The sequence below is a fragment of the Sphingomonas sp. GW821-FHT10F11 genome (assembly GCF_058809095.1).
The window spans coordinates 842,487-863,534 of record NZ_JBXASH010000002.1 but is presented as its reverse complement, the minus strand read 5'-3'; the positions used below and the strand labels follow the sequence as shown (position 1 = coordinate 863,534).

The following is a 21,048-nucleotide window of genomic DNA, read 5'->3' as shown; positions in this document are numbered from 1 at the left end:
TTGAGCCCTTGTTTTTTGGGGGCATGGCGGCAGATTGCAGCGCGATGTCCCTGTTCTCGAAGAAACCCCTCGTCCCGAAAAAGCCGGGCGGCCCCTCCCCGATCCGCAAGCTGGCGGGCGAGACCGTTTCGCAACGGCTGGAGGCGAATCCGGCGGTGAAGCGCGCCAGGATCGATCAGGCGCAAGTCTATTACCACATGGATTTCCTGAGCCCGGCGCAGTGCACCGCGCTGATGCGACTGATCGATTCGAACCGCCGGCCTTCCACCCTGCTGTCCGAATCCGGCGACACGACCTTCCGTACGAGCGAGAGCTGCGACATGGATCGCTGGTCGCCGGCGGTCCAGCCGATCGACGAATCGATCGCCAATCTGCTCGGCCTGCCCCCGGCGAACGGGGAGACGATGCAGGGCCAACGCTACGCGCCCGGCCAGCAATTCCGCGCCCATCACGACTTCTTCCATGAAGGCCAGCATTATTGGGAGGCGATGAAGGCGAGCGGCGGGCAGCGCACCTGGACGGCGATGATCTACCTCAACAATGTCGAGGAAGGCGGCGCGACCTGGTTCCCCCAGGCCGGCATCCGCGTGGCGCCGAAGCGCGGGCTGCTGCTCGCGTGGAACAACATGCACCCCGATGGCAGCCCGAACGAATTCACCTTGCATGAGGGCATGCCAGTGGTGAAGGGCACGAAATACATCGTCACCAAGTGGTTCCGCGAGGGCGCCTGGCTGAAGCAGTAAGGCGGCGCGAGCCGAGTGTCGTCGAGCCAGTCATGCACAAGATTCTGCTTACCACCGTCGGCACACTCGGCGACCTTCATCCCTTCATCGCGATCGGCCTCGCGCTCAAGCGGCGCGGACATCATCCCGTCCTGGCGGTGCCGGAGGACCACGTCGCGAAGACGCGTGCCGCCGGGCTGGATGCCGTTGCCGTCTTGCCGAGCTTCGATGCGATCCGCGAACGCATGGGCCTGGGCGAAGACGACGCGGTCAAGCGAGTCATGGCCGACCAGACCTATCTGCTCGAACAGCTGCTGCTGCCCTGGCTCGACTCGAGCACGGCGGCGCTTGACGCGGTGATCGACGACGCCGACGTGCTGGTCGGATCGCTGTTCGTGTTCGGCGCGCCGATCATCGCGGAGAAACGCCGCGTGCCGCTCGTCTCGGTGATCCTTCAGCCGATGGCGATCCTCTCGGTCCACACGCCGCCCAAGACCTCGGATTTCTGGATGCTGATCCAGGCCCCGGGCGGTCCGATCGGCGTCAGGTGGAATCGGCTCGCTTATGGCGTCATCCGCAAGATCCTCCGGCTGCGCTATGGCCGGAAGGTCGACGAGGTTCGCGCGCGCCACGGCCTGAGCCCGGCATGCGATCCCTCGATGTTCGACATCAGCCGAGAAACCGCGCTGACCCTGTGCTGCTATTCGTCCGTCTTCGGCCCGCCGCAGAAGGATGCGCCGGCCAATACCGAGATCGTCGGCTTCCCGGTCTATGACAGTCAGGGTGGCGATACCGAGGCGCGCGACCCGGAGCTTGAGGCCTTTCTGGCCGATGGTCCGCCGCCTCTGGTCTTCACGCTCGGGTCGTTCGCGGTTTACGCGCCTGGGGATTTTTACGAGGAGGCCGCGGCCACGGCACGGCTGCTCGGCGCCCGTGCCGTGCTGCTGACCGGCGAGAAGACGAAACTGCGGTCCGACGGCGACATATTGGTCCGTGCCTACGCGCCGCATTCGATGCTGTTCCCCCGGGCAGCGGTCGTCATCCACCATGGCGGCATCGGCACGACCGGCCAGGCATTGCGGGCGGGCAAGCCGCAACTGGTCGTGCCGCATATGGGCGACCAGGCGGACAATGCGCATCGCATCCGCAAACTGGGCATCGGCCAGATCCTCAAGGCGCGGCGATTCACAGCGCGCCGGGCTGCGCCGATGATCGCCGCCCTGCTCGACACGCCTGCCTATCGCATCGAGGCTGAGCGCATCGGGGCGCTCATCCGGCCGGAAAATGGCGCCGAGGCGGCGGCGATCGCGATCGAACGGCTCCTACCCTTGCGTGGATAAAGCCGAAACGAACGCTCAAGCACCTGAATAGAAGCGGTTTTAACCATCGCTCTTAGCGGCGGATTCATTACGACCGCCTAGCATCTCCCCATCGGAATTCCGGGGGCTTACGATGTTCTTCAAGACCTTTGCGATCGCGTTGCCAGTGATTCTCGGCGGAATGTACGTCGGCGGCGCGCTCGGCGGTGGCGGCTGGTCGCGCGACGTGGCGCGTCCCCAGGCTGAGGTGATGCGCGCGCTGGAGGATCTCGACATCCGCGACCAGCCCGGATCTCCCGGCACCGACCCCTCGCGGTCGGGCGGCGTCACGCCGGTGTTCAACCTGGAGCGCACCGACAATTCCATGCGGTGGAAGGTGATGAGCGGCGACAAGATCGCGGTGACGATGATCGCCGATTTCAAGCCGAGCGCGGACGGCAAGAGCACCCATGTGACGGCGCATGTCGAACGCGGCAACGCGCCCGACGATTTCGTCTCCCCGGCTTTTCGGTCGAAGGGCCTCACGCTCGGCCTGTTCTCGATGGCGCTGGAGGGTGAGCTCAACGAATTGACCCTGCCGGCACCGGGCGATCCAGAGGCCTGCGCCAAACTGTTCGAGCGCTTCCAGGATGCGAATATGGAGGCCGGTGCCGGTGGACGCCCCGAATCGTTGCGTGGCGCGATCGGTCAGGTCGCCGCGACCGGCATACGGCTGAACGCCTTCGATGCGGAGCAGCGTCGCCTCGGTTGCCAGCACCGCGACGGCAGCAGTGATTTCAGGCCGATGGAATCTCAAATGGGGCCGGCCGACGGACCCGGCAGCGAATCCAGCCCGTCCGGCAATGTCAATTTCACCCCGGGCCAGCCGATGATGGATCCGACCCCGCCGGGCGAGCGCCGGCGCTGAGCGATCCGCGCCCGGGCACCGGAACAGCGATCAGCCTTTCACGCCGGCGTCATCGGGCGCTACAGAGGTCGGGTGAACACCGTCCTCAACATCTCGCGCTCGATCCTTGGCCAACCCTGGCGCTGGCGCGCGCTGGAGACCGACACGCGGGATCCGGGCTTTTCGCCCGACGACCTGGTGACCCAGCTCCTGCTCTCGCGTGGGTGCCCGCGCGAGGCACTCGACGCGCACAAGGCGCCGAGCATCCGCGGCTTCATGCCTGACCCATCCATCTTCCGCGACATGGACCGCGCCGCCGAGCGGCTCGCCGATGCGATTCAGGCCGACGAACAAGTGACGATCTTCGGCGATTACGACGTGGACGGGGCGACCTCCGCCGCGCTGATGATCCTGTTGCTGCGCGATCTGGGGCTGGAGGCGCGGGCCTATATCCCGGACCGGCTGATGGAGGGATATGGGCCCTCGGGCGAGGCACTGGTCCGGCTGAAGGAGGAGGGCGCAAGCCTGATCGTCACGGTCGATTGCGGCGCACAGGCATTCGAGGCGCTGGAGATGGCGCGTGTCGCAGGCGTCGACGTGATCGTGGTGGATCACCACAAATGCGCGGCCGCCCTGCCCCATGCCCATGCGCTGGTGAACCCGAACCGGCTCGACGAGGACGAGGGCGCCGCGTTCGGACATCTCGCCGCGGTCGGGGTCGCGTTCCTGCTCGGCGCGGCGTTGATCCGGCGGCTCAGGGCGCGCGGTTTTTTCGAGGGCCGCGCCGAGCCGCGCCTGCTCGATCTGCTCGATATCGTCGCGCTCGGTACCGTTGCCGATGTCGCGTCGCTCAAGGGGCTCAACCGCGCCTTTGTCAGCCAGGGGCTGAAGGTGATGGCGCAACGGCGCAATATCGGGCTCAACGCGCTGATCTCCGCCTCGCGGCTGACGCGCGCGCCGACCGCGACCGACCTGGGCTTCGCGCTGGGGCCGCGGATCAATGCCGGCGGGCGGGTCGGCAAGTCCGATCTCGGCGTGCGCCTGCTCACCACGCGCGATCCGGCCGAGGCGGCCGGCATCGCCGCCGAACTCGATCGCCTGAACGAGGAACGCCGCGCGATCGAGGGGGTGGTGCAGGAAGCGGCCGAGGGGCTGGCCGGTGCCAAGGGCAACCGCGCGGTGATGGTCGTTGCCGGGCGCGGCTGGCACCCGGGCGTGATCGGCATCGTCGCGGGGCGGCTCAAGGAGAAATTCGGGCGGCCGTCGCTGGTGATCGCACTTGACGAGCAGGGTATCGGCAAGGGATCGGGCCGGTCGATCCCGGGCGTCGATCTCGGCGCGGCGGTGCTGGCGGCGAAGGACAGCGGGCTGCTTGTCGCGGGCGGCGGACATGCCATGGCGGCGGGCCTGACCATCGCCGAGGACCAGCTCGAGGCCTTTGCCGATTTCCTGGAGGAGCGCCTCGACGCAGCCGTCACCCGATCGATCGGCGACCGGGCGCTGCTGCTCGATGCGCTGCTGACCGCGGGCGGCGTAACCCCGGCCCTGGTGCAAGCGATGGATGCGGGCGGACCCTATGGCATGGGCTGGCCGCAGCCGCGCGTGGTCGCCGGGCCGGTGCGGATCGTGAAGGCGGATATCGTCGGCAACGGCCATGTCCGCGCGATCGTCAGCGGCGATGACGGGCGCGTGCTGAAGACCGTCGCGTTCCGCCAGGCCGAGACCGCGCTGGGCGCGGCCCTGCTCGGCGCGCCGCCGCATCGCCGGCTGTGGCTCGCGGGTCGAGCGCGGATCGACGATTGGGGGGCGAAACCGGCCGCCGAGCTTCATCTCGACGACGCGGCCTGGGCCGATTGAGGAGAAGACTGCGATGTTCAGTCACATCACGCTTGGCACCGACGATATCGAACGGGCGCGCCGCTTCTACGAGCCGGTGATGGCGACGCTCGGCGTCGAGCAGCCGTTCAAGCTGCCGGGCACGCTCGTGTTCGGAGAGCTGGCGGGCCTCAAGCTGTTCGTCGTCAGCCCGTTCGACGGCGGCGACGCCCATCCGGGCAACGGACCGCATGCGGCGTTCCTTGCGCCCGATCGCGCTGCGGTCGATGCGTTCCATGCAGCGGCGCTCGCTCATGGCGGTACGGACGAAGGAGCCCCCGGGCTCAGGCCGCATTATCACCCCCACTATTACGGCGCCTATGTTCGCGATCCCGATGGCAACAAGCTCCAGGCGGTATGTCATCGTCGTGTCGATCACGCAGTGGGTTGACCAGCCCTCCGCATTTGCCTAACCGGCACGCCCACGCTCGGTAACGGGTATGGCCCCTTCGTCTAGCGGTCTAGGACGCGGCCCTTTCACGGCTGAAACACGGGTTCGATTCCCGTAGGGGTCACCAGTCTTTTCAACGGTTCGCGTGGAAGGCTGCGTTGCAAAACGCGGCATGTCGAAATCTTCGACTATCCGTGGCCGGATTCGCTCGGACGAGATGCTCGATCAGTGAAAACGCGCAGCGCCGCACCGGGCGACGTTCAGGCGCCGCCTCGAGGCTGTCGACGAAAAATGGACGGGCAGCGGCGGTCCCTGGCGATCGGGATTTCGCCGGACTTGATGAAGTCGTGGATACGCGACAGCTGTCTTCGTTCGCCGGATCGCTCGAGGCGGCTTTTCCAGACGTCAGCGACCTTTGAACTGCGCCGCTCTCTTTTCCCGAAAAGACGACATGCCCTCGCTGTTGTCCTGGGTGCGGATCAATACGGACTGGCCGAGCCGCTCGAGCAGGCGCCCGGTCTCGGTATCGACATTCTGACAGGCGTTGATGATGTGCTTCGCCATGCCCATGGCCTGGGGCGCCTTGGTCAAAAGGCGACGCGCGAAATCGAGTGTGCGGTCGAGCAGCACCTCCGGCGCATGCACCTGCCCGACCAGGCCGATGCAGAGCGCCTCTTCGGCATCGACCGTTTCGACCGCCATGATCATCTGTTTGAGGCGGCCGATGCCGATCATCTGGATCATGCGCGAGCACGCACCCGACGCCGGAATCACGCCAAGCTGGTTCTCGGGCAGCGAAAAGGTCGCGGTGGAGGCGGCAATGCGGAAATCGCAGGCGATCGCCATTTCAATGCCGCCGCCGGCGCAGATGCCGTTGACCGCGGCGATCACTGGCTTCTCGATCGCCTCTATGTCGTCGAACAGTTCGTGGTTGGCGCGGACATAGGCGCGATATTGCGGCGTGGTGAGATTGTTCTCATAATCGAGACCGTTGATGTCGCGCCCGGCGCAGAAGGCCCGCCCCGTCCCGGTGATGATGAGGACGCGGACCTTGTCATCGAAATTGGCCTGCCAGATGACGGTGCGCATTTCCCGGATCATGCGCTCATCAAAGGCATTGAGCTTTTCGGGCCGGGCGAGCGTGATGATGCCGATGCCGTCGTCCGTCAACTCATAGCGGATCTGGGTGCGATCCTCGGTGAGGTTGAGGAAGCCCTCCGGAAGTCCATTGTCGTCGAGGACGACGGCTTCGTTCTGGTTCTTGGTGGTCGATGCCACGATCTTCTCCCGTTCAGTCCCTGGAAATGGCGATGTCGTCAGGCAGCAACCGGTACCGCCCGTCGGGGTCCCGGGTGATGCGGCCGGCGGCGTAGAGCGGCTCGAGCAGGCGCAGGACCACGCGCTCATCCCGCGTATGTTCGGCCGCCATGAGTTCGACGAAGCTGGCGGGACCCGCTTCGAGCGCGGCCAGCGCGGTTTCATAAGGGCTCGATTCCAGGATCGGCGGCAGCGGCACATGGCTGGAGAGACCACGCTCGGCCGTGACCGGCCGCGTGCAATCGAAGCCAGCCTTCGCGCCGACGCGCGCGCCGGCCAGCGACGGATCGATCGGCACCGCGCGAAAGCCCGATCCGATCACGATATCGCGGTCAGCCTGGAAACGCGTCGCGAGAGCCCAGTCGACCTGTCCGTCGTCGAAGACGTCGATATCGTCGTCGACGACGAAGACATGCTTGATATCGGCAACCGAGCCGAACACGGCGGCGATCGCATTGCGCGCCTCGCCGGGATAACGCTGCCGCAAGGATACGCGCACGTTGAACATCCCGCCGCAGGAGGGCGTGCAGCACACCGCGCGCGGCTCGCGCACTGCCTGTTCGAGCGCGCTCCAGATCGTCGCCTCGGTCTTCGCGGCGACGAGTTGCGCGGTGTCGGTCCGGGAGAGATATTTGCCGCCGATGGTGGCGGTCTGGAATACTGCGTCAGCGCGCCTGGTGATCGCGGTCAGATGGAACACCGGGTTGCGTTTGACCTCGCCATAATAGCCGAGGAATTCGCCATAGGGGCCCTCGGCCTCGGCAAAGCCGGTCGGTTCGAGATAGCCTTCAAGCACATATTCGGCGTCGGCCGGCACCATCACGTCGATGGTCCTGCATTTGACGACCGGAACTGCGCTGCCCCGCATCGCCCCCATCAGCGCAAGCTCATCGGCCACGCGATTGGAGGCCGTGGCCGCGAGCAAATCGGCGGGATGCGATCCGACGACATAGGCGACCTCGGTGCGCGCGCCTTCGGCGCATCGCGCCTGGAAGATGACGCGCAAATCGCTCGGGGCATTGAGATCGATGCCGGCGGCGCTGCCGCCGCGCAGCATCATGCGGCGAATGCCGATGTTCGTGCCGCCGGTGGCCGGATCCCGCGCGAAATCCAGGCTCGCCGAAATATAGGGCGCGCCGTCGAACTGATGCTGGAGGTGGACCGGCAACGAATAGAAGCTCGCCTCGTCGCCAAGCTGGACGACCTGATGCACCGGCGCATCGGCTGACGATACTTCCTCGGGCGGAATCGGCTTGGTCGCCGCATCGCGGAGGCGAAGGGGAAGCTCGGTCGCCGAAACGCCGAAGGCCAAAGCAAGCCGGCTCCTGGCGCCGGCGACATTGCCGACAAGCTCCTGACGGTCCGGCCCAGCCGCCTTGAACCAGATCGCGCGGGTTTCTCCCTCGAGCCTGCCGGCGACGTCGATGAGGTCGACCGGCTCCTCCACGACGAGGCATTCCCCGACCTTGACGAGTTCTTCGAGGAAGGTCCGCAGACGGAAGCGCGCGAAATCGGTCATGCGGCCTCTCCGGACAGGGCGGTGCGGAAGAAGCTATCCCTAGGATAATCGTTCGATTTCATGGATGCGTCCTGCTTCCGACAGTTCAAAGGATCATCAAACCAACTGCTTCGGCCAGCGCCGCAAATGGATCAACTCGGGAACCGCTCTCGCAGCCATTCGACCAGGATTCGCGTAATCTCCGCCCGCCCGGCACCTTCCGAATTTCCGTCGAGCGGCATGCCGAAATGATCGCCATCGACTCGCTCGATACGCTTGTCGGCGGCCCCGCTGGTGTCGAAGATCGCCTTGCTTACATGCGGCAGGATCGCATTGTCGCCCGAAAGCCCGATGACGATGGTCGGCTGGGTCACCTTGGGAAGATTGTCGAGCATCGATGATCGCGACGAGATTCCCGACCATTGGCTGAGCCACGACTTGGGCGACAGGATCCGGGCAAAGCCATTCTCGGTGTAGTTCCACAGATCCGGCCGGAGGCAATTGATGTCACCGATCGTGCGCCGCGAAGGATCGATCGAAAGGTCCACCAGCGCCGGATTGGCGGTCGTTCGATGGATCTGGAGGAACCGGCCGTGCATCGCGCGGCGCTGGAGAAGGATGCGCTCGCGCGGCGGCAGGCGATCGGAATCCTCGCTTTGGACGAGTGCCCGGAACGTGCGCTGCGTGGCGATCATGTCGCGCGCGATGGCGTCGATGCGCGCGACGCGGGCGCGCTGGGCGGCGCGATAGCGCTCCAGGAAGTCCGCCGAATAGCGGCTTTGCTCCGGCGGCTCGCGAAAGCCGTTGGCCGGATCGTACATGTCGAGCGCGGGATCGCAGGAAAGGCCGTCATGCTCGTCGACCACCGATGGATCGATCTCGTCCTGCATGGTGACCCCGGTGCCGAGATGGGCGGCTGCGTACATGAACCCGTCGGCCGGCGGCATCTCGAACGCATTGAGGTCGAACGGGTCGCCGGCGGCAGTGTCGGTGAGCCGTCCTGGCGGGGCGATCAGGGCCTGGGCCTGGTAGAAGGTGAAGGCAGCCCCGCCGCCGCTATAGCCAAGGCACACCACCTTCTCGAAACCGCGACCGCGCAGGAAACGCATGGCGGCGTCGATATCGGCCAGCAGCGCCTCATGAGTCATGTTGGCATCGTTGTTCGGCGATCGGCTCTCATGCCCGAAGGCGGCGAAGCCGGCGTCGACGAACCCCGGGATCAGATAATGGCGGGACATGTCGCCCTTGGGGTGGACGATGCAGATGACGGTCTTCTCGCCGCCCTTCGCATAGAGCACGCCGCGCGAGCCGGGCCCGTCCCTGGCGACAAGCCGGACGATTTCGGGGACCACGCCTTCGGGCGGACGGTCGAAGCCGAGCAGGTCAGTCCCCGGACGATAGCGTGACAGCTGCGGCATGCTCATGATCATACTCCATCGAAGTGTCGGGAGAGGGCTGGTGCCCCTGTTTCCGGCGTTTCGCCCAGCGCACTTCCGACAAAGGCGAGGATAGCATCGCCAAGACAGGTATCGCGCGTATTCAGGCAGAAAATCTGTGACATGTGGTTGTGACCGGCAAGCGATCGCACCTGATATATGCTCCGGTCGGAAGGAAGGAGCCGGGCGATATGGTCGTGGTGGCGCTTGAAAAAGGGCGGATCGAACTCCGGGGACAGCAACATGACCGGAATGCCGCAGTCGATCATGCCCGGCAGTGCGCCCCGGGCCGGATAGCTGGCCTGATCATGCCCGAAATAGGCGCGCTCATGCTCGATGAACGGCGCGTCCTCGGGGCCAATGTCCTTGTCGGCGGTGGCCTGCAGGGTCGTGGAAAGAAGGATCGCGGCCTTGACCGAGATCGGGTCGGGCCGATGGGCGGGCTGCCCGAGAAAGCAGGCGACATGCGTGGCGCCTGCCGAATGGCCCATCAGGACGACGGACCGTGGATCGCCGCCGAACGCCGCGGCGTTCGCATCGAGCCATGCAAGCGTGGCAGCAATGTCTTCCTGGGCGGCTGGCCAGGGCGCATCGGGAGCAAGCCGATAACTCATGTTGACCGAGAGGAATCCATGCCGCGCGCCCCAGAGCCCGACATTGTCGTAAAACGGGCTTCCGGTGCGCACCCGCCGGTCTCCGGCGATATAGCCCCCGCCATGGACGAAGAGGAGCACCGGTCGATCGCCGGCTCCCGGCGCGACGAACAGGTCCGCGCGGTGCCGCGGGTGGGGACCATAGGCAAGGTCGCGTCGGACGGTCACGTCCCGATAGGGTTCGGCCTCGTGCAACGGCGCGTAAAGGGAAACCATCTCCCGAAGATCGATCACCTGGCCGGATGCCCTGATCGTCTCGGAAATGCGCTCGAGCACCATGCGCCTGAAAACTCCATCCCTGTCCGATCGAAGATCGCGCCAATTGGGCAACGGGATCAAAGAAGCGTCAAAGCTCGGCGCGCGCTGGCGGACACGGCGCGATGACGACATTCCCGGCATGGATGGCGCAGTTCGACGGTACCGCGATCGAGGGCAAGACCGGCGTCTCGGCAGTTCTGGCCACGGCCGGGGACGGCTGGCCTCATGTCGCCTATCTGAGCTGCGGCGAGATCCTTGCGGTGTCGCCCGAGCGGGTGCGCCTGTATCTCTGGCCGACATCGGGCACCGCGCAAAATCTCAAGGCATCCGGCCGCGCGAGCCTTCATGCGGCGGCCGGGGGAATCGTCTGGGAAGCTCGGCTGACGGTGAGCCGACTGTTCGCCGACAACCGGCTTTTCATGGCCGAGATGGAGGTCGTCGAGACCATCCGCCACCGCGCGCCCTATGCCGAGGTACGGGCGATGATCGGTTTCGAGCTTGCCGATACGGCCTCGACCCTGGAACGATGGCGAAACCAGATCTCCCGATTGCACTCTTTCGCCCCGTGACATCGGCTACGCTTGACATCGCCGCGACAGGATCGCGACCCTCGTGCGTACGCGAGGAGGTTTTCATGCAACCAGAATCCAGTTCCGATCGCCTTGTCGTCGGCATTTCGGGGGCGTCAGGCGTGATCTTCGGCATCCGCGCGCTTGAGCGATTGCGCGAGGCGGGCGTGGAGACTCATCTCGTCATGACCCAAGCGGCGAAGGTCACGCTCGCGCACGAGACCGATTTCAAGGTCGCCCAGGTCGAGGCGCTGGCGAGCGTGGTGCACCGCGCCGACGATATCGGCGCGGCGATTTCGAGCGGCTCCTTCCGGACCCTCGGCATGCTGGTCGCGCCCTGCTCGATCCGGAGCCTGTCCGAGATCGCGACCGGAGTGACGAGCGGCCTTCTCGCGCGCGCCGCCGATGTCGCGCTGAAGGAACGGCGGCGGGTCGTGCTGATGGTCCGCGAAACGCCCCTCCATGCCGGGCACCTCAAATCGATGCTCGCGGCGACCGAGATGGGCGCGATCATCGCCCCGCCCGTCCCGGCCTTTTACGGCCGGCCGAAGCAGATCGACGACCTCGTCGATCACGCCGTGGGGCGCGTGCTCGATCTTTTCGGGGTCAGTGCCGCGGGAGTCCATCGCTGGCAAGGCACGCGGCAGCCTGTTTGACCCTTTTTTGACGACGCATCGCCATGCCGCCGGACCATGGCTCGGTGGCCGAAGCCGGATATCTGGAGGATTTGATGCTGCATCACCTTTCGATCAGCGTGGACCAGCCCGACCGGGTCGCGCGCGTGCTCGCCGACGTCATGGAAGGCGATTTCCGGCCGTTCCCGCCCAATGCCGGCAGCTTCTTCGTCTTCCAGAAGGACGAATTCGGCACGATGATCGAAATCCACAAAACGGGCACGGTGCTGGTGCCGGAAGGCTCTGGCTTCGAGCAGGCCGTACCGCGCGCACCCGATTATGGTCCGACGCATTTCGCGATGAGCGTGCGGCGGCCGAGCGAAGAGATCCAGGCGATCGCCGATCGCGAAGGCTGGCTGTGCCGGCGCAACGACCGCGCCGAATTCCCGGTCATGGAATTCTGGATCGAGAATATGCGGATGTGCGAGTTCCTGCCGCCGGACTTTGCCGCGGCCTATCTCGAGATCGCCCGGGGCGGCGGCCGGCGCGGCCCGCCGCCGGGGGCGTGAACGGCATGGCTACGCACGCAGGCAAGGAGGCGGTGACGCTGCGCCGGATGCTGATCATCGACACGCTGGTCGCCGTTTTCGTGAACGCGGTCGTCTTCCCCATTCTCCTCCGCGCAGCGGGCCTGCCGCCGCCGCGCGAGATACTGGGCCCTGAGGGCGCCGTGCTCGACGGGACGCTTGCGACGATCTGCCCGGTTCTGCTGATGACGATATTGATGACCATCGTCCTGCGCGCGCGTTTCGGACGGCAATTGCCGATGGAGTCGACCATTTCCCTTGCCCGCTTCTCGCGGTTGCCGCGCCAGGTGATCGTGCGGGCCGTCGCGCTCTCCCTGATCGCGCTCCCGCTCCTGCTGCCGCTGCGCCTCGTCCTCATCCAGGCCCTCGGACTGCTGCCCATGAATGTCGGCAGCCATTTCGCGCTGAACATGTTTCACGGGTGCCTGATCGCGCTTGTTTTCATGCCCGTCATCTTGCTTGGAACCCTGGCCGAATTCCGGGATTCCCGCGCTACTTCGACGGATTGATCGGGGTGACATAGGCGCCGCGGGGCGCCCATTTCACCCTGTTAGGGGCCGATAACTGGGTCGGAAGAGGGTGGAAATTTTTCCTCCCTGTTATCTCCAACTTTGTTGGAGATATTTCCGTTATATTTCAATATATTGACCAGAATTCTCCCTGTTCCTGAATAACAGGGAGAAATTCATGCGGAACAGGGAGCGTTCGTGCAGGAACAGGGACGGACGAAGCACCGGCATTTCAGACTGTCATGAGAAAGATCGAGCGGCTCCCGAGTGCCGCCCGATCCCATGCTGCCATGATCGGCCGTCATGATGAATCGACGCATGAGGCCGGTGCCGAGTGTCGCTCCCGCGAATGGGGCAAGGTCGCCTTTCGGCGCCCTTGCCCCGCCCCCGCCCCCAGCTCAGAAGGACGCGCTGACCGTCACGCCATAGGTCCGTGGCGGCTGGTAATTGGTCGTGGCGCCGATGTTCGTGGTGTTCATCGAGTTGGTGACCTTGGCGTTCGTCAGGTTCCGCACCCATCCTCGGATGCCGATGCCGCTATCGAGGTTCAGCCCGACGCCCCCGTTGAGCAGCCCGAAGTGCGGCTGATAGAGGTTGTTGTCCACCTCGGTATAATAGCCGCTATTGTAGCTGTAGGTCGCTGAAAGGTTGATCTTTCCGATGCTCACCGGGATTTCGTAATCGGCGGCGACATTCCCGGTGAACCGAGCGGTCTGTGGCAGCCGGTTGCCCTTGGCATCGCGCGTGACGACCTGGTTGAAGCCGACGAAATAGATGGCGTTCGGGAAGGACGTGAACTTGTCGTCCAGCACCGTCAGTCCGCCGGACAGGCGTAGCGCGGACGTCACCCGAGCTTCCAGCTCGAGCTCCGCACCCCAGATCCGCGCGCGCGCGCCGTTGTAATAATAGATCTGGCCAAGGGCGAAGCCGCCGACCTGGATATCCTTGTAATCGTAATAGAAACCCGAAGCGTTGAGCCTGACTCTCCGGTCGAGGAGCGAGCTCTTCACGCCCACCTCATAGGCGTCGAGCTGTTCGGGGCTATAGGGCGCCTGGGTCGCCAGGGCCGCATTATAGCCGCCGCTCTTGAAGCCGCGATTGTACGAGGCATAGACCATCACATCGTCGCTGAAATGATGATCGAGGGAAACGCGCCATGTCGGATCCGAGAAGCGCTTCGACTGCGACGACACCGCCTGGTTGGTGATCGGGAAGGGAACGAACGGTGCTGAGATCACCGTCGTCAGGTCGCTGTCGAGTGAGCGTTTTTCGGTGCTATAGCGAAAGCCGAGCGTCAGATTGGTGCGTTGGGCGACCGGTACGGTCGCCTGGGCGAAGCCCGCCAGGGCCTCGGTCTTGGTCGTGGCGTAGTTGATGTTGTTGGTAACGACGCCAAAGCCGGGGATCACCGGCCGGACCACGCCGTAAAAGTCGAGAGTCGTCGGATCGCTGAGGCCGGTCGCATGGAAATAATAGGCGCCGACCACCCAACTGATGGACGATCCCGGAGTCGAGGAGAGCTGCACTTCCTGGCTGAACTGCTTGTCGGTCTGGGCGAGGCGGATATTCAGGCCGGGCGTGCCGGTGCCGTCGGTATCCTGGTTGAAGGTCATGCGCGAACGGCGATAGGCCGTGATGCTGGTGACGCGGACTCCGCCGAGATCCTGATTGATCGTGCCGGCGACGCCCCAGCCGCGAAAGGCGTAATAAGGCTGGAAGTCGTTATCGACATCCCAGCGGTTCGGCAGCGGTGCCACCGGCAGATAGGTCGGCCCGGCCGGCGCAGGCCGCAGGGTCGTGAACAGGGAGCCGGCAAGCTCGGAATAGTCGGCGCTGATCCGGATCCTGGTGCCGCCCTTGTTGTAGAGCAGCGAGGAGCGCAGCGCGAGATCGCGGTCGGTCTTGTTGACGTCCTGGCCGTTATGGACATTGCGGCCGAAGCCGTCCTTCATCGCCATGGCGTGGCCGGCAAGATCGGCCGAGAGGGAATCGCCCAGCCCGCCCGTCACATAGGCATCGGCCGAGATCGTGCCGTAATTGCCATAGCCCATCGAGATCTGGCCGCCCGGTTGAGCGCTCGGCTCGCGCGTGACCACCTGGATCAGGCCGCCCGTCGCATTGCGCCCGAAGAGCGTGCCCTGCGGGCCCTTCAGGACCTCGACCCGTTCCACATTGCTGAGCGACATCAGCGAGGCGGGCGCCGAGCCGATATAGACGCCGTCGATATAGGTGGCGACCCCGCCCTCATAACCGAGGCCGATGACGTTGTTGCCCACACCGCGCAGGCGCGGCTGGACATAACCGCTGTTGTTGGTGACGGAGAGGCCCGAAACAGCCTGCGCCAGATCCGACGAGGTCGTCACCCCCCGGGTCTCGAGCGTTGCCGAGGTGATCGCGGTGACCGCGATCGGCACGTCCTGGAGGCGTTCCTGCCGACGCTGCGCCGTGACGATGATATCCTCGACCGTTGGCGCTGCGGCCTCCTGGGACGGTTCGGACTGCGCCACCGCGACATTCGCCCAGCCGATGCCGGTGACGAAGGCTACGCCCAGAAGCAACCGGCGCTTGCGTGGCAGATTTCCGCGTGAGAGCTGAATTGACAATGTCCCCTCCTTTTTGCGCGGCTTCACCGCGTCACCACTGGATTGGCGGCCGAGCTAGGAGAGCGAAGTCAAAGCAGCGTCAAAAGCCGGATGCAGGGAATTCTATGGAGACGAGCAAGGTCAATTACGGCGCCGCGGCCGGCACCTTCGCCCTGCTACTCCAGGTCTGTGCGACGGGTCGGAAAACTTCTGACTCAAGGGGGGTCAAGTCGTGGCGCGGCGAGCCGATCAGCCGATCCGACGCCAGCGGATTCGAAGCGCGGCCCCGCCCGCGATGGGGGCGGCCAGGAAGGTCATGTGCTGCCCCTCGATGGCAAAACGCCGCGAGAGTTCGGCACCGATCGCATTCGGGTTGAGCGCCACCTCGACGATATGGGTCACCACATCGTCCTCGATCCGGTATCGCCCCGAATAGGCGGCGCATCCCGTGACGGCGGCCTTGAGATCGGCATCCGACGCCCCGACGATAACCGGCCGGGGATTCACGCCAGCGATCTTCGGCCGGACCGCCGGCGTAGAGACCACCGACACCAGGCCCCCGGGCGTGTAGACGAGACGGCCCGAGCGCGGCACCGGCGGATGCAGCGGATTGCCCTGCTCGTCCACGTCCTCCTCGCCAAGCATATCCCAAACCCCGACGAGTTCGGCATTGGCTGGTGTCATGAACCTGTCCTCCGATCGGGCATCCGATCACGCCGCAATGGGGTGGCAGCATCAAGCAACCGTCAAATGGTCGCGACGCTTTGAGATTCCTTTGAGTGCTCGCTGACAGGTCGGTCATGATGAATTGGGACTGGGTCTGGATTCCCGAACGCTCCAGCCTTCGACGCGGATCGGATACCCGGCCAGCGCCTGCCCAGTTCTCGATGAACGAGGAACCAGCCTGATGCAGCCCGCAGCGCCAAGAAGCACCGATCATGATATCGACCCGATCTTCACCCAGCGCTGGTCGCCGCGATCCTTCGACGGATCGAGGGTGGAAGATCGGGAGCTTGGCGTGCTGTTCGAGGCCGCGCGCTGGGCTCCCTCATCCTATAATCGCCAGCCTTGGCGCTTCGTCTATGCCCATCGCGATTCGGATGACTGGGCAAGGTTTCTGGGCCTGTTGAGGCCCTTCAATGCGGCCTGGGCCGCAGGTGCTTCCGTCATCCTCTTCGTGGTGTCGGACAGGATGATCCAGCTCCCCGGCAGGGAGGGGCCCGAAGTCTCGCGCAGCCATTCGTTCGATGCGGGCGCGGCCTGGGCCTGCCTTGCGCTTCAGGCGACCCGGATTGGCTTGTCCACCCATGGGCTGGCGGGGGTCGATTTCGAACGCGCGCAAACCGAGTTGGGCATTCCCGACGATTTCCACATCGAGGCGGCCATCGTGGTCGGCCGCCGGGCGGACAGGGACGCGCTCCCCGAGCCGCTGCGTGCGCGCGAAGCGCCCAGCGGCCGCAATCCGGTTACCTCCTTCGCCTGGCAGGGGCGCTTTGGCGGAACCACGGCATAAAATGGCCGGCCGGGGAGAGCGAAAAACCATGCAGGATCGGGATGAGGAGCTACCCTCCAGGAACGACGGGCCACGGGCCGCGCTGAAACGCGAGCGGCTATTCTACGTCGTTGCCAGCCTGATCTCGCTCGGCACGGCGGTGCTGGGCTTTCGCTATTTCTATCTCATGGGCGGCAAGGGCTTCATGGGCAATCCGCTGACGCCCGAGGTGGTTTCCATCATCCTGCCGCATGCCTTCGCGATGTCGAGCTGGACGATCCTGCTCGTGGCTCAAAGCCTGCTGGTCTATCGCGGCAAGTTGCGACAGCATCGGATGTGGGGCTGGGTCGGCGCCGTACTCGCGGTGGCCGTGGTCGGGCTCGGCGCGGCGATGGCGATCCTCTCCGCCCATTACAATCCGACGGCCTATATGATGTTCAGCGGGCCGAAATTCTTCCTGATGGAGATGCTGACCGAGATCGGGCTGTTCGGCGTCCTGATTGCGATCGCGATCGCCAACCGCGCCAGGGCCGAGGTGCATCGCCCCTTCATCCTGACCGCGACGATCGTCATCGCGTCCGGCGCGCTTGCCCGCGTGCCGGTCGCCGACCTGCTGGCCGCCACCCCGCCGCTGTACGCTTACGGCCCCGTGCTTTGCTTCGGGCTGCTGCTCTATCTCCTGAAATGGTGGATGACGGGGCGGCACGACCGCTGGTTCGCGATCGCGCTGGGCAGCGTCACGGTGGTGTTCCTGATCTCGCTGCCGCTCGGCCGCACCGCGCTGTGGAAACGGTTGTGGGACGGCTATATCCTCGACGCGTCGGAGATCAGGGCGCGCTTCCCCGGTCCCTATCCTGGTCCTTTCAACACGCACTGACGGCGCGAGCCGGTATCGACACGCTAAAGCGTGATGCCGTGCCCGAATGCGCCGACCATATTGCCGTCCTGCCCGAACAGAGGGCTGACGATCCGGCGCTGGGCAAAGGTGTTCCCGTCCTTCGAGGTGAGAAAGACATCGCCCACCCAGCGTCCCCCGGAAATGGCCTGGCGCAGGATCTGCTCGGCGAGACCGGCATCCCCGCCCTGGGCATAAACGGCAGTCGGCGGGCGGCCGAACATTTCGTCCTTGGCGAAACCCAGCGAATCCTCGGCAATGCGATTCCAGCCGACGATGCGGTTTTCCGTGTCGGTCACGGCGACGGCATAGGGCAATTGCTCGAGCACGAACGCGAAATCGGCGAGCGTCCGGGAAATGGAGGAAAGGTCCTCGCCGTTCAGGATCCGGCCCAAAAGATCGGTCGTCTCGTCCTCCGGCGCCACGCCGAGTTCGAGTTCGAGTTCTCGCGACAGCGCCTCGTAATGATCGCGCGCGCGGCGCGGAAATCCCTTGCCGGCATGGGAGCGCATGATCGTGCGATGCGCCGTCTCGTCATAGGGATCGAGGTCGAGGATGCGCTGCGCCGTCGACAAAGCGAGATCATATTCCCGCGCTGACAGGCGGATCTGGGCCAGCCGGGCCAGCGCGTCGTGGAGCCTGCGACTGAGGCGCTCCCGTTCGGCTTCAAGCCAGCTCGACAGGCCGGTCTGGGCGAAATCATATCCTTGCAGGAATTCGCCCTGATGGAGCGTCTCGAAAAGTTCCAGCTCCTCGCGCGAAGCATAGGCCGGCTCGATCGCCGAAAGGCGGGCGACGTCGACGCTGATCGCGTTCGATGGGCTCCACACAAATTGGGAATCGCCAAGGACCAGCTGGTCGCCGAAGGTGCGGCGCAGGTCGGAGAGCGCCTGACTGAGGCTGTGGCGAGCACGCGCCTCATCCTTCTCGCCCCACAGCATGCCGGCGATCATCTCCCGGCTGAACCTGCGCTCAGGGTGGATCGCGAGATAGGCGGCGAGCATCGCCGTCTTGCGCGTGGGCGGCCGCCGTTCCTGGCCGTTGGGATCCTCGAACCGGAGCGGTCCCAAGGCCTTCATTTCGAGGTGCGACATGCCTCCCCTCCTGCTGCGGTCCGGCTATTTGCGCGCCGGTGCGGGTCCGAGGGCGTTCGGGCCGCCCTGTCTCATTCTCTCGGCGATGTGCGCTCGATCGCATCGCCGAGTCAATCGCCTGGCGCGGAGACGCGGCTTTTGACGCTCCTTTGAGCCGGGGGCTCGAAGGGATGCGCCATGCGCACGCTGTATGATCTGATCGAACAAGTCGATGCCATCCATGGCAGCCAGGTCGCGGTGTCGACTCACGGCAGGCATTTTTCCTATGCCGAGCTGCTGGCCCGCTCCCGCCGGCTCGCGTCGGTGCTCGCGGCCCATGGCCTGGCGGCCGGCGACAGGGTGGCGATCTTCGCGCCGAACGGGTTCAGATATCTCGAAGTGAATTTCGCCAGCGCGATGCTGGGCCTGGTGCTGGTGCCCCTCAACACGAGGCTCGCGCCGGGCGAGATCGGGGATATCCTTCAACGGGTCGGCTGCAAGCTCCTGCTCGGGAGCGCTTTGCCGGAGCATCATGGCATCGCGTATCTGCCATGGGACGACGCGGATGGCCCGGGAGGCCGGAATCCCTATGAAGAGGCGATCGCCCATGCGCTCCCGCATGCCGCGCCGCCCGAACGCTGCACCGCCGATACGATCGCCCAGATCTTCTTTACCAGCGGGACGACCGGACTGCCCAAAGGAGTGTGCCTGACCCATGGCAATCTGCTGGCCAGCGCGATCGACGCGCTGGAGAGGCTTGAGTTCAAGCGCGACGATGTGTGGCTGCATTCGGCGCCGATGTTCCACCTGGTCGACGCCTTTGCGATCTGGGGCATGTCGCTGGCCGGCGGTGCACATGTCGCGGTCCAGTTCGATCCGGTGGCGTTCGGCGGGCTGGTCGAGCGCGAGCGCATCACCAAGACCAGCCTTCCGCCGACATTGCTCGACTGGATCTCGCGGCAAAGGCCCGACCTGCGCCACGATCTCGGGTCGCTTCGCCTGATCAGCTATGGCGGATCGCCCATGCAGGATGCCGTCTATCGACGGTGCCGATCGGTGCTGAAATGCGGCCTGCGCCAGGCTTACGGCCTGACCGAGGGATCCGGCTTCGTGTGCCACGAGCAGGCCGGCGACAATCCCGATCCTGAGACGGCGTACAATACGGTCGGGCGGCCGACGCGCCATGTCGACATCGCCCTGGTCGACGACCAGGGGCGGCAGGTCGCACCGGGCGAGATTGGCGAGATCGTCCTCAAGGGCCCTCGCCTGTTCCGGGAATATTGGGGCGATCCCGCGGCAACGGCGAATGCCTTCGCCGATGGCTGGTACCATAGCGGGGACCTCGGCACCTGCACGGATACCGGCCTGTACCGGGTGGTCGGCCGGAAGAAGGAGATGATCATCTCGGGCGGCGAGAATGTCTATCCGGCCGAGGTGGTGAACGCACTGCTGGCGCATCCGGCGGTGGCGGAAGCCGCGGTGTTCGGCATTCCCAGCGAACGCTGGGGAGAGGAAGTCTGCGCGGTGATCTACGCGTCGCCGGAAGCAGTCGCGCCGACGAACGAAGACCTCCATCGGCACTGCCGGAGCCTGATCGCCGGCTACAAGGCGCCGAAACGCATCGACTTTTCGGATGCTCCCCTGACCAAGACCGGCGCGGGCAAGATCGCCACCGCCGCGATCAGGGAGCGGTTTCTCGTCGACGCCCTTGCGACCCGGGAAGCGGAGAGCATGAGATGACCGCGAAAACCAATCCGCGCCGATATGCGACCGGGTCGATCATCCTCCACTGGACCATCGCGGCGCTGATCGTCGGCAATATCGCGCTCGGGGTCATGGGGCGCGACGCGCGTCCGCCGGAGAAATTCGCGATCCTCGACTATCACAAGTCGATCGGGCTCACGATCCTGATGCTCAGCCTTTTGCGGCTTGCCTGGCGCATCCTGCACCGGCCCCCTGCCCTTCCCGCGGCGATGCCGCGATGGGAGCGCGGCCTGGCGCAAGCCGTCCATGCGGGTCTCTATCTGATCATGATCGGCCTACCGCTGACTGGCTGGATCGCGGTGACCACCCGGGCGTCGGCACCGCCGATCCATTATTTCGGCGTCGTGTCTTGGCCTTATTTCCCGCTCCTGCGCGGATTGGCGCCGGCAGAGCTTGCAAAACTCCATGTGGATTTCTCGCTTACCCATTCGGTCCTGGGCAAGATCGCGCTCGGCCTGCTCCTGCTGCATCTTGCCGGCGCGGTGAAGCACCTGGTCGCGCGCGACGGCGTGATATGGCGGATGGCGCCGCTCGGCATCTTCCTGCCGCGGCGATCGTGACATGGACAGCATCGCGGTTTGAGAGTCTCTTGAAGCCCTGCCCGCAGG

The 21,048-nt window shown here is 65.3% G+C and carries 21 protein-coding genes and 1 tRNA gene; 15 read left to right on the top strand and 7 right to left on the bottom strand.

All coding sequences use genetic code 11. The features are described 5' to 3' along the window. The first annotated feature begins 44 nt into the window (after window positions 1–44). The 6 genes from AC1RT8_RS10410 to AC1RT8_RS10385 all read left to right on the top strand — a co-directional run bounded on the left by AC1RT8_RS10410 (window position 45) and on the right by AC1RT8_RS10385 (window position 5,320). A complete protein-coding gene (locus AC1RT8_RS10410; protein ID WP_493075536.1) occupies window positions 45–743 on the top strand; it encodes a prolyl hydroxylase family protein in 699 nt (232 codons plus the stop codon). Between the two features lie 32 nt (window positions 744–775). Beyond that, the gene (locus tag AC1RT8_RS10405; RefSeq protein ID WP_493075535.1) at window positions 776–2,062 is read left to right on the top strand and encodes a glycosyltransferase; all 1,287 of its coding nucleotides are present in this window, start codon (window positions 776–778) and stop codon (window positions 2,060–2,062) included. 112 nt (window positions 2,063–2,174) lie between these two features. Further along, the gene (locus tag AC1RT8_RS10400) at window positions 2,175–2,948 is read left to right on the top strand and encodes a hypothetical protein (RefSeq protein ID WP_493075534.1); all 774 of its coding nucleotides are present in this window, start codon (window positions 2,175–2,177) and stop codon (window positions 2,946–2,948) included. A gap of 72 nt (window positions 2,949–3,020) precedes the next feature. Continuing rightward, complete coding sequence (gene recJ, locus AC1RT8_RS10395; protein WP_493075533.1) at window positions 3,021–4,784, top strand: single-stranded-DNA-specific exonuclease RecJ; 1,764 nt, start codon at window positions 3,021–3,023, stop codon at window positions 4,782–4,784. Between the two features lie 13 nt (window positions 4,785–4,797). Then, the gene (locus AC1RT8_RS10390; RefSeq protein WP_493075532.1) at window positions 4,798–5,193 is read left to right on the top strand and encodes a VOC family protein; all 396 of its coding nucleotides are present in this window, start codon (window positions 4,798–4,800) and stop codon (window positions 5,191–5,193) included. Window positions 5,194–5,244: 51 nt separating this feature from the next. Beyond that, a tRNA-Glu gene (locus AC1RT8_RS10385) sits at window positions 5,245–5,320 on the top strand. A gap of 278 nt (window positions 5,321–5,598) precedes the next feature. Here AC1RT8_RS10385 and AC1RT8_RS10380 read toward each other — a convergent pair. The 4 genes from AC1RT8_RS10380 to AC1RT8_RS10365 all read right to left on the bottom strand — a co-directional run bounded on the left by AC1RT8_RS10380 (window position 5,599) and on the right by AC1RT8_RS10365 (window position 10,178). Next, a complete protein-coding gene (locus tag AC1RT8_RS10380) occupies window positions 5,599–6,471 on the bottom strand; it encodes an enoyl-CoA hydratase/isomerase family protein (protein WP_493075531.1) in 873 nt (290 codons plus the stop codon). Window positions 6,472–6,484: 13 nt separating this feature from the next. Then, window positions 6,485–8,029 carry a UbiD family decarboxylase gene (locus AC1RT8_RS10375; protein ID WP_493075530.1) on the bottom strand — a complete coding sequence of 515 codons (1,545 nt, stop codon included), beginning with the start codon at window positions 8,027–8,029 and terminating at the stop codon, window positions 6,485–6,487. Between the two features lie 131 nt (window positions 8,030–8,160). Further along, window positions 8,161–9,432 (bottom strand): alpha/beta hydrolase family protein, encoded by a 1,272-nt coding sequence (locus tag AC1RT8_RS10370; protein ID WP_493075529.1) that lies wholly within the window; start codon window positions 9,430–9,432, stop codon window positions 8,161–8,163. A 2-nt stretch (window positions 9,433–9,434) separates the two neighbouring features. After that, window positions 9,435–10,178, bottom strand: a complete 744-nt coding sequence (locus AC1RT8_RS10365) for an alpha/beta hydrolase (protein ID WP_493075591.1) — start codon at window positions 10,176–10,178, stop codon at window positions 9,435–9,437. On the opposite strand from AC1RT8_RS10365, the gene AC1RT8_RS10360 reads away from it, so the two are divergent. From AC1RT8_RS10360 to AC1RT8_RS10340, 5 genes are all read left to right on the top strand, one after another. Then, window positions 10,161–10,481, top strand: coding sequence for a hypothetical protein (locus AC1RT8_RS10360; protein ID WP_493075593.1), 321 nt, complete (start codon window positions 10,161–10,163; stop codon window positions 10,479–10,481). The genes AC1RT8_RS10365 and AC1RT8_RS10360 overlap by 18 nt on opposite strands. After that, window positions 10,478–10,924 (top strand): hypothetical protein, encoded by a 447-nt coding sequence (locus AC1RT8_RS10355; RefSeq protein WP_493075528.1) that lies wholly within the window; start codon window positions 10,478–10,480, stop codon window positions 10,922–10,924. Before AC1RT8_RS10360 ends, AC1RT8_RS10355 begins: the two co-directional genes overlap by 4 nt. A gap of 65 nt (window positions 10,925–10,989) precedes the next feature. Then, window positions 10,990–11,580 carry a UbiX family flavin prenyltransferase gene (locus tag AC1RT8_RS10350; RefSeq protein ID WP_493075527.1) on the top strand — a complete coding sequence of 197 codons (591 nt, stop codon included), beginning with the start codon at window positions 10,990–10,992 and terminating at the stop codon, window positions 11,578–11,580. Between the two features lie 44 nt (window positions 11,581–11,624). Continuing rightward, the gene (locus tag AC1RT8_RS10345; protein WP_493075526.1) at window positions 11,625–12,107 is read left to right on the top strand and encodes a hypothetical protein; all 483 of its coding nucleotides are present in this window, start codon (window positions 11,625–11,627) and stop codon (window positions 12,105–12,107) included. Then, window positions 12,104–12,634 (top strand): hypothetical protein, encoded by a 531-nt coding sequence (locus AC1RT8_RS10340; protein WP_493075525.1) that lies wholly within the window; start codon window positions 12,104–12,106, stop codon window positions 12,632–12,634. Before AC1RT8_RS10345 ends, AC1RT8_RS10340 begins: the two co-directional genes overlap by 4 nt. Before the next feature lie 398 nt (window positions 12,635–13,032). Here the strand turns inward: AC1RT8_RS10340 and AC1RT8_RS10335 are convergent, their stop codons facing one another. Together AC1RT8_RS10335 and AC1RT8_RS10330 are read right to left on the bottom strand one after the other, a co-directional pair. Beyond that, window positions 13,033–15,237, bottom strand: coding sequence for a TonB-dependent receptor (locus tag AC1RT8_RS10335; RefSeq protein WP_493075524.1), 2,205 nt, complete (start codon window positions 15,235–15,237; stop codon window positions 13,033–13,035). Window positions 15,238–15,465: 228 nt separating this feature from the next. Then, on the bottom strand, window positions 15,466–15,900 hold the full coding sequence (locus tag AC1RT8_RS10330) for a lipocalin-like domain-containing protein (protein ID WP_493075523.1): 435 nt from the start codon (window positions 15,898–15,900) through the stop codon (window positions 15,466–15,468). A gap of 223 nt (window positions 15,901–16,123) precedes the next feature. Here AC1RT8_RS10330 and AC1RT8_RS10325 point away from each other — a divergent pair, with 223 nt between their 5' ends. Together AC1RT8_RS10325 and AC1RT8_RS10320 are read left to right on the top strand one after the other, a co-directional pair. Continuing rightward, window positions 16,124–16,729: a nitroreductase family protein gene (locus AC1RT8_RS10325; protein WP_493075522.1), complete on the top strand. Its 606-nt coding sequence runs from the start codon at window positions 16,124–16,126 to the stop codon at window positions 16,727–16,729. 28 nt (window positions 16,730–16,757) lie between these two features. Then, on the top strand, window positions 16,758–17,585 hold the full coding sequence (locus tag AC1RT8_RS10320) for a hypothetical protein (protein WP_493075521.1): 828 nt from the start codon (window positions 16,758–16,760) through the stop codon (window positions 17,583–17,585). 23 nt (window positions 17,586–17,608) lie between these two features. Here AC1RT8_RS10320 and AC1RT8_RS10315 read toward each other — a convergent pair whose 3' ends face one another. Then, entirely contained in the window at window positions 17,609–18,697 is a 1,089-nt protein-coding gene (locus AC1RT8_RS10315) for a BTAD domain-containing putative transcriptional regulator (protein ID WP_493075520.1), read from the bottom strand. A gap of 177 nt (window positions 18,698–18,874) precedes the next feature. Here AC1RT8_RS10315 and AC1RT8_RS10310 point away from each other — a divergent pair, with 177 nt between their 5' ends. Both AC1RT8_RS10310 and AC1RT8_RS10305 read left to right on the top strand, forming a co-directional pair. Next, on the top strand, window positions 18,875–20,416 hold the full coding sequence (locus tag AC1RT8_RS10310) for a class I adenylate-forming enzyme family protein (RefSeq protein WP_493075519.1): 1,542 nt from the start codon (window positions 18,875–18,877) through the stop codon (window positions 20,414–20,416). Continuing rightward, window positions 20,413–21,000, top strand: a complete 588-nt coding sequence (locus tag AC1RT8_RS10305) for a cytochrome b (protein ID WP_493075518.1) — start codon at window positions 20,413–20,415, stop codon at window positions 20,998–21,000. Before AC1RT8_RS10310 ends, AC1RT8_RS10305 begins: the two co-directional genes overlap by 4 nt. Window positions 21,001–21,048 lie beyond the last annotated feature (48 nt).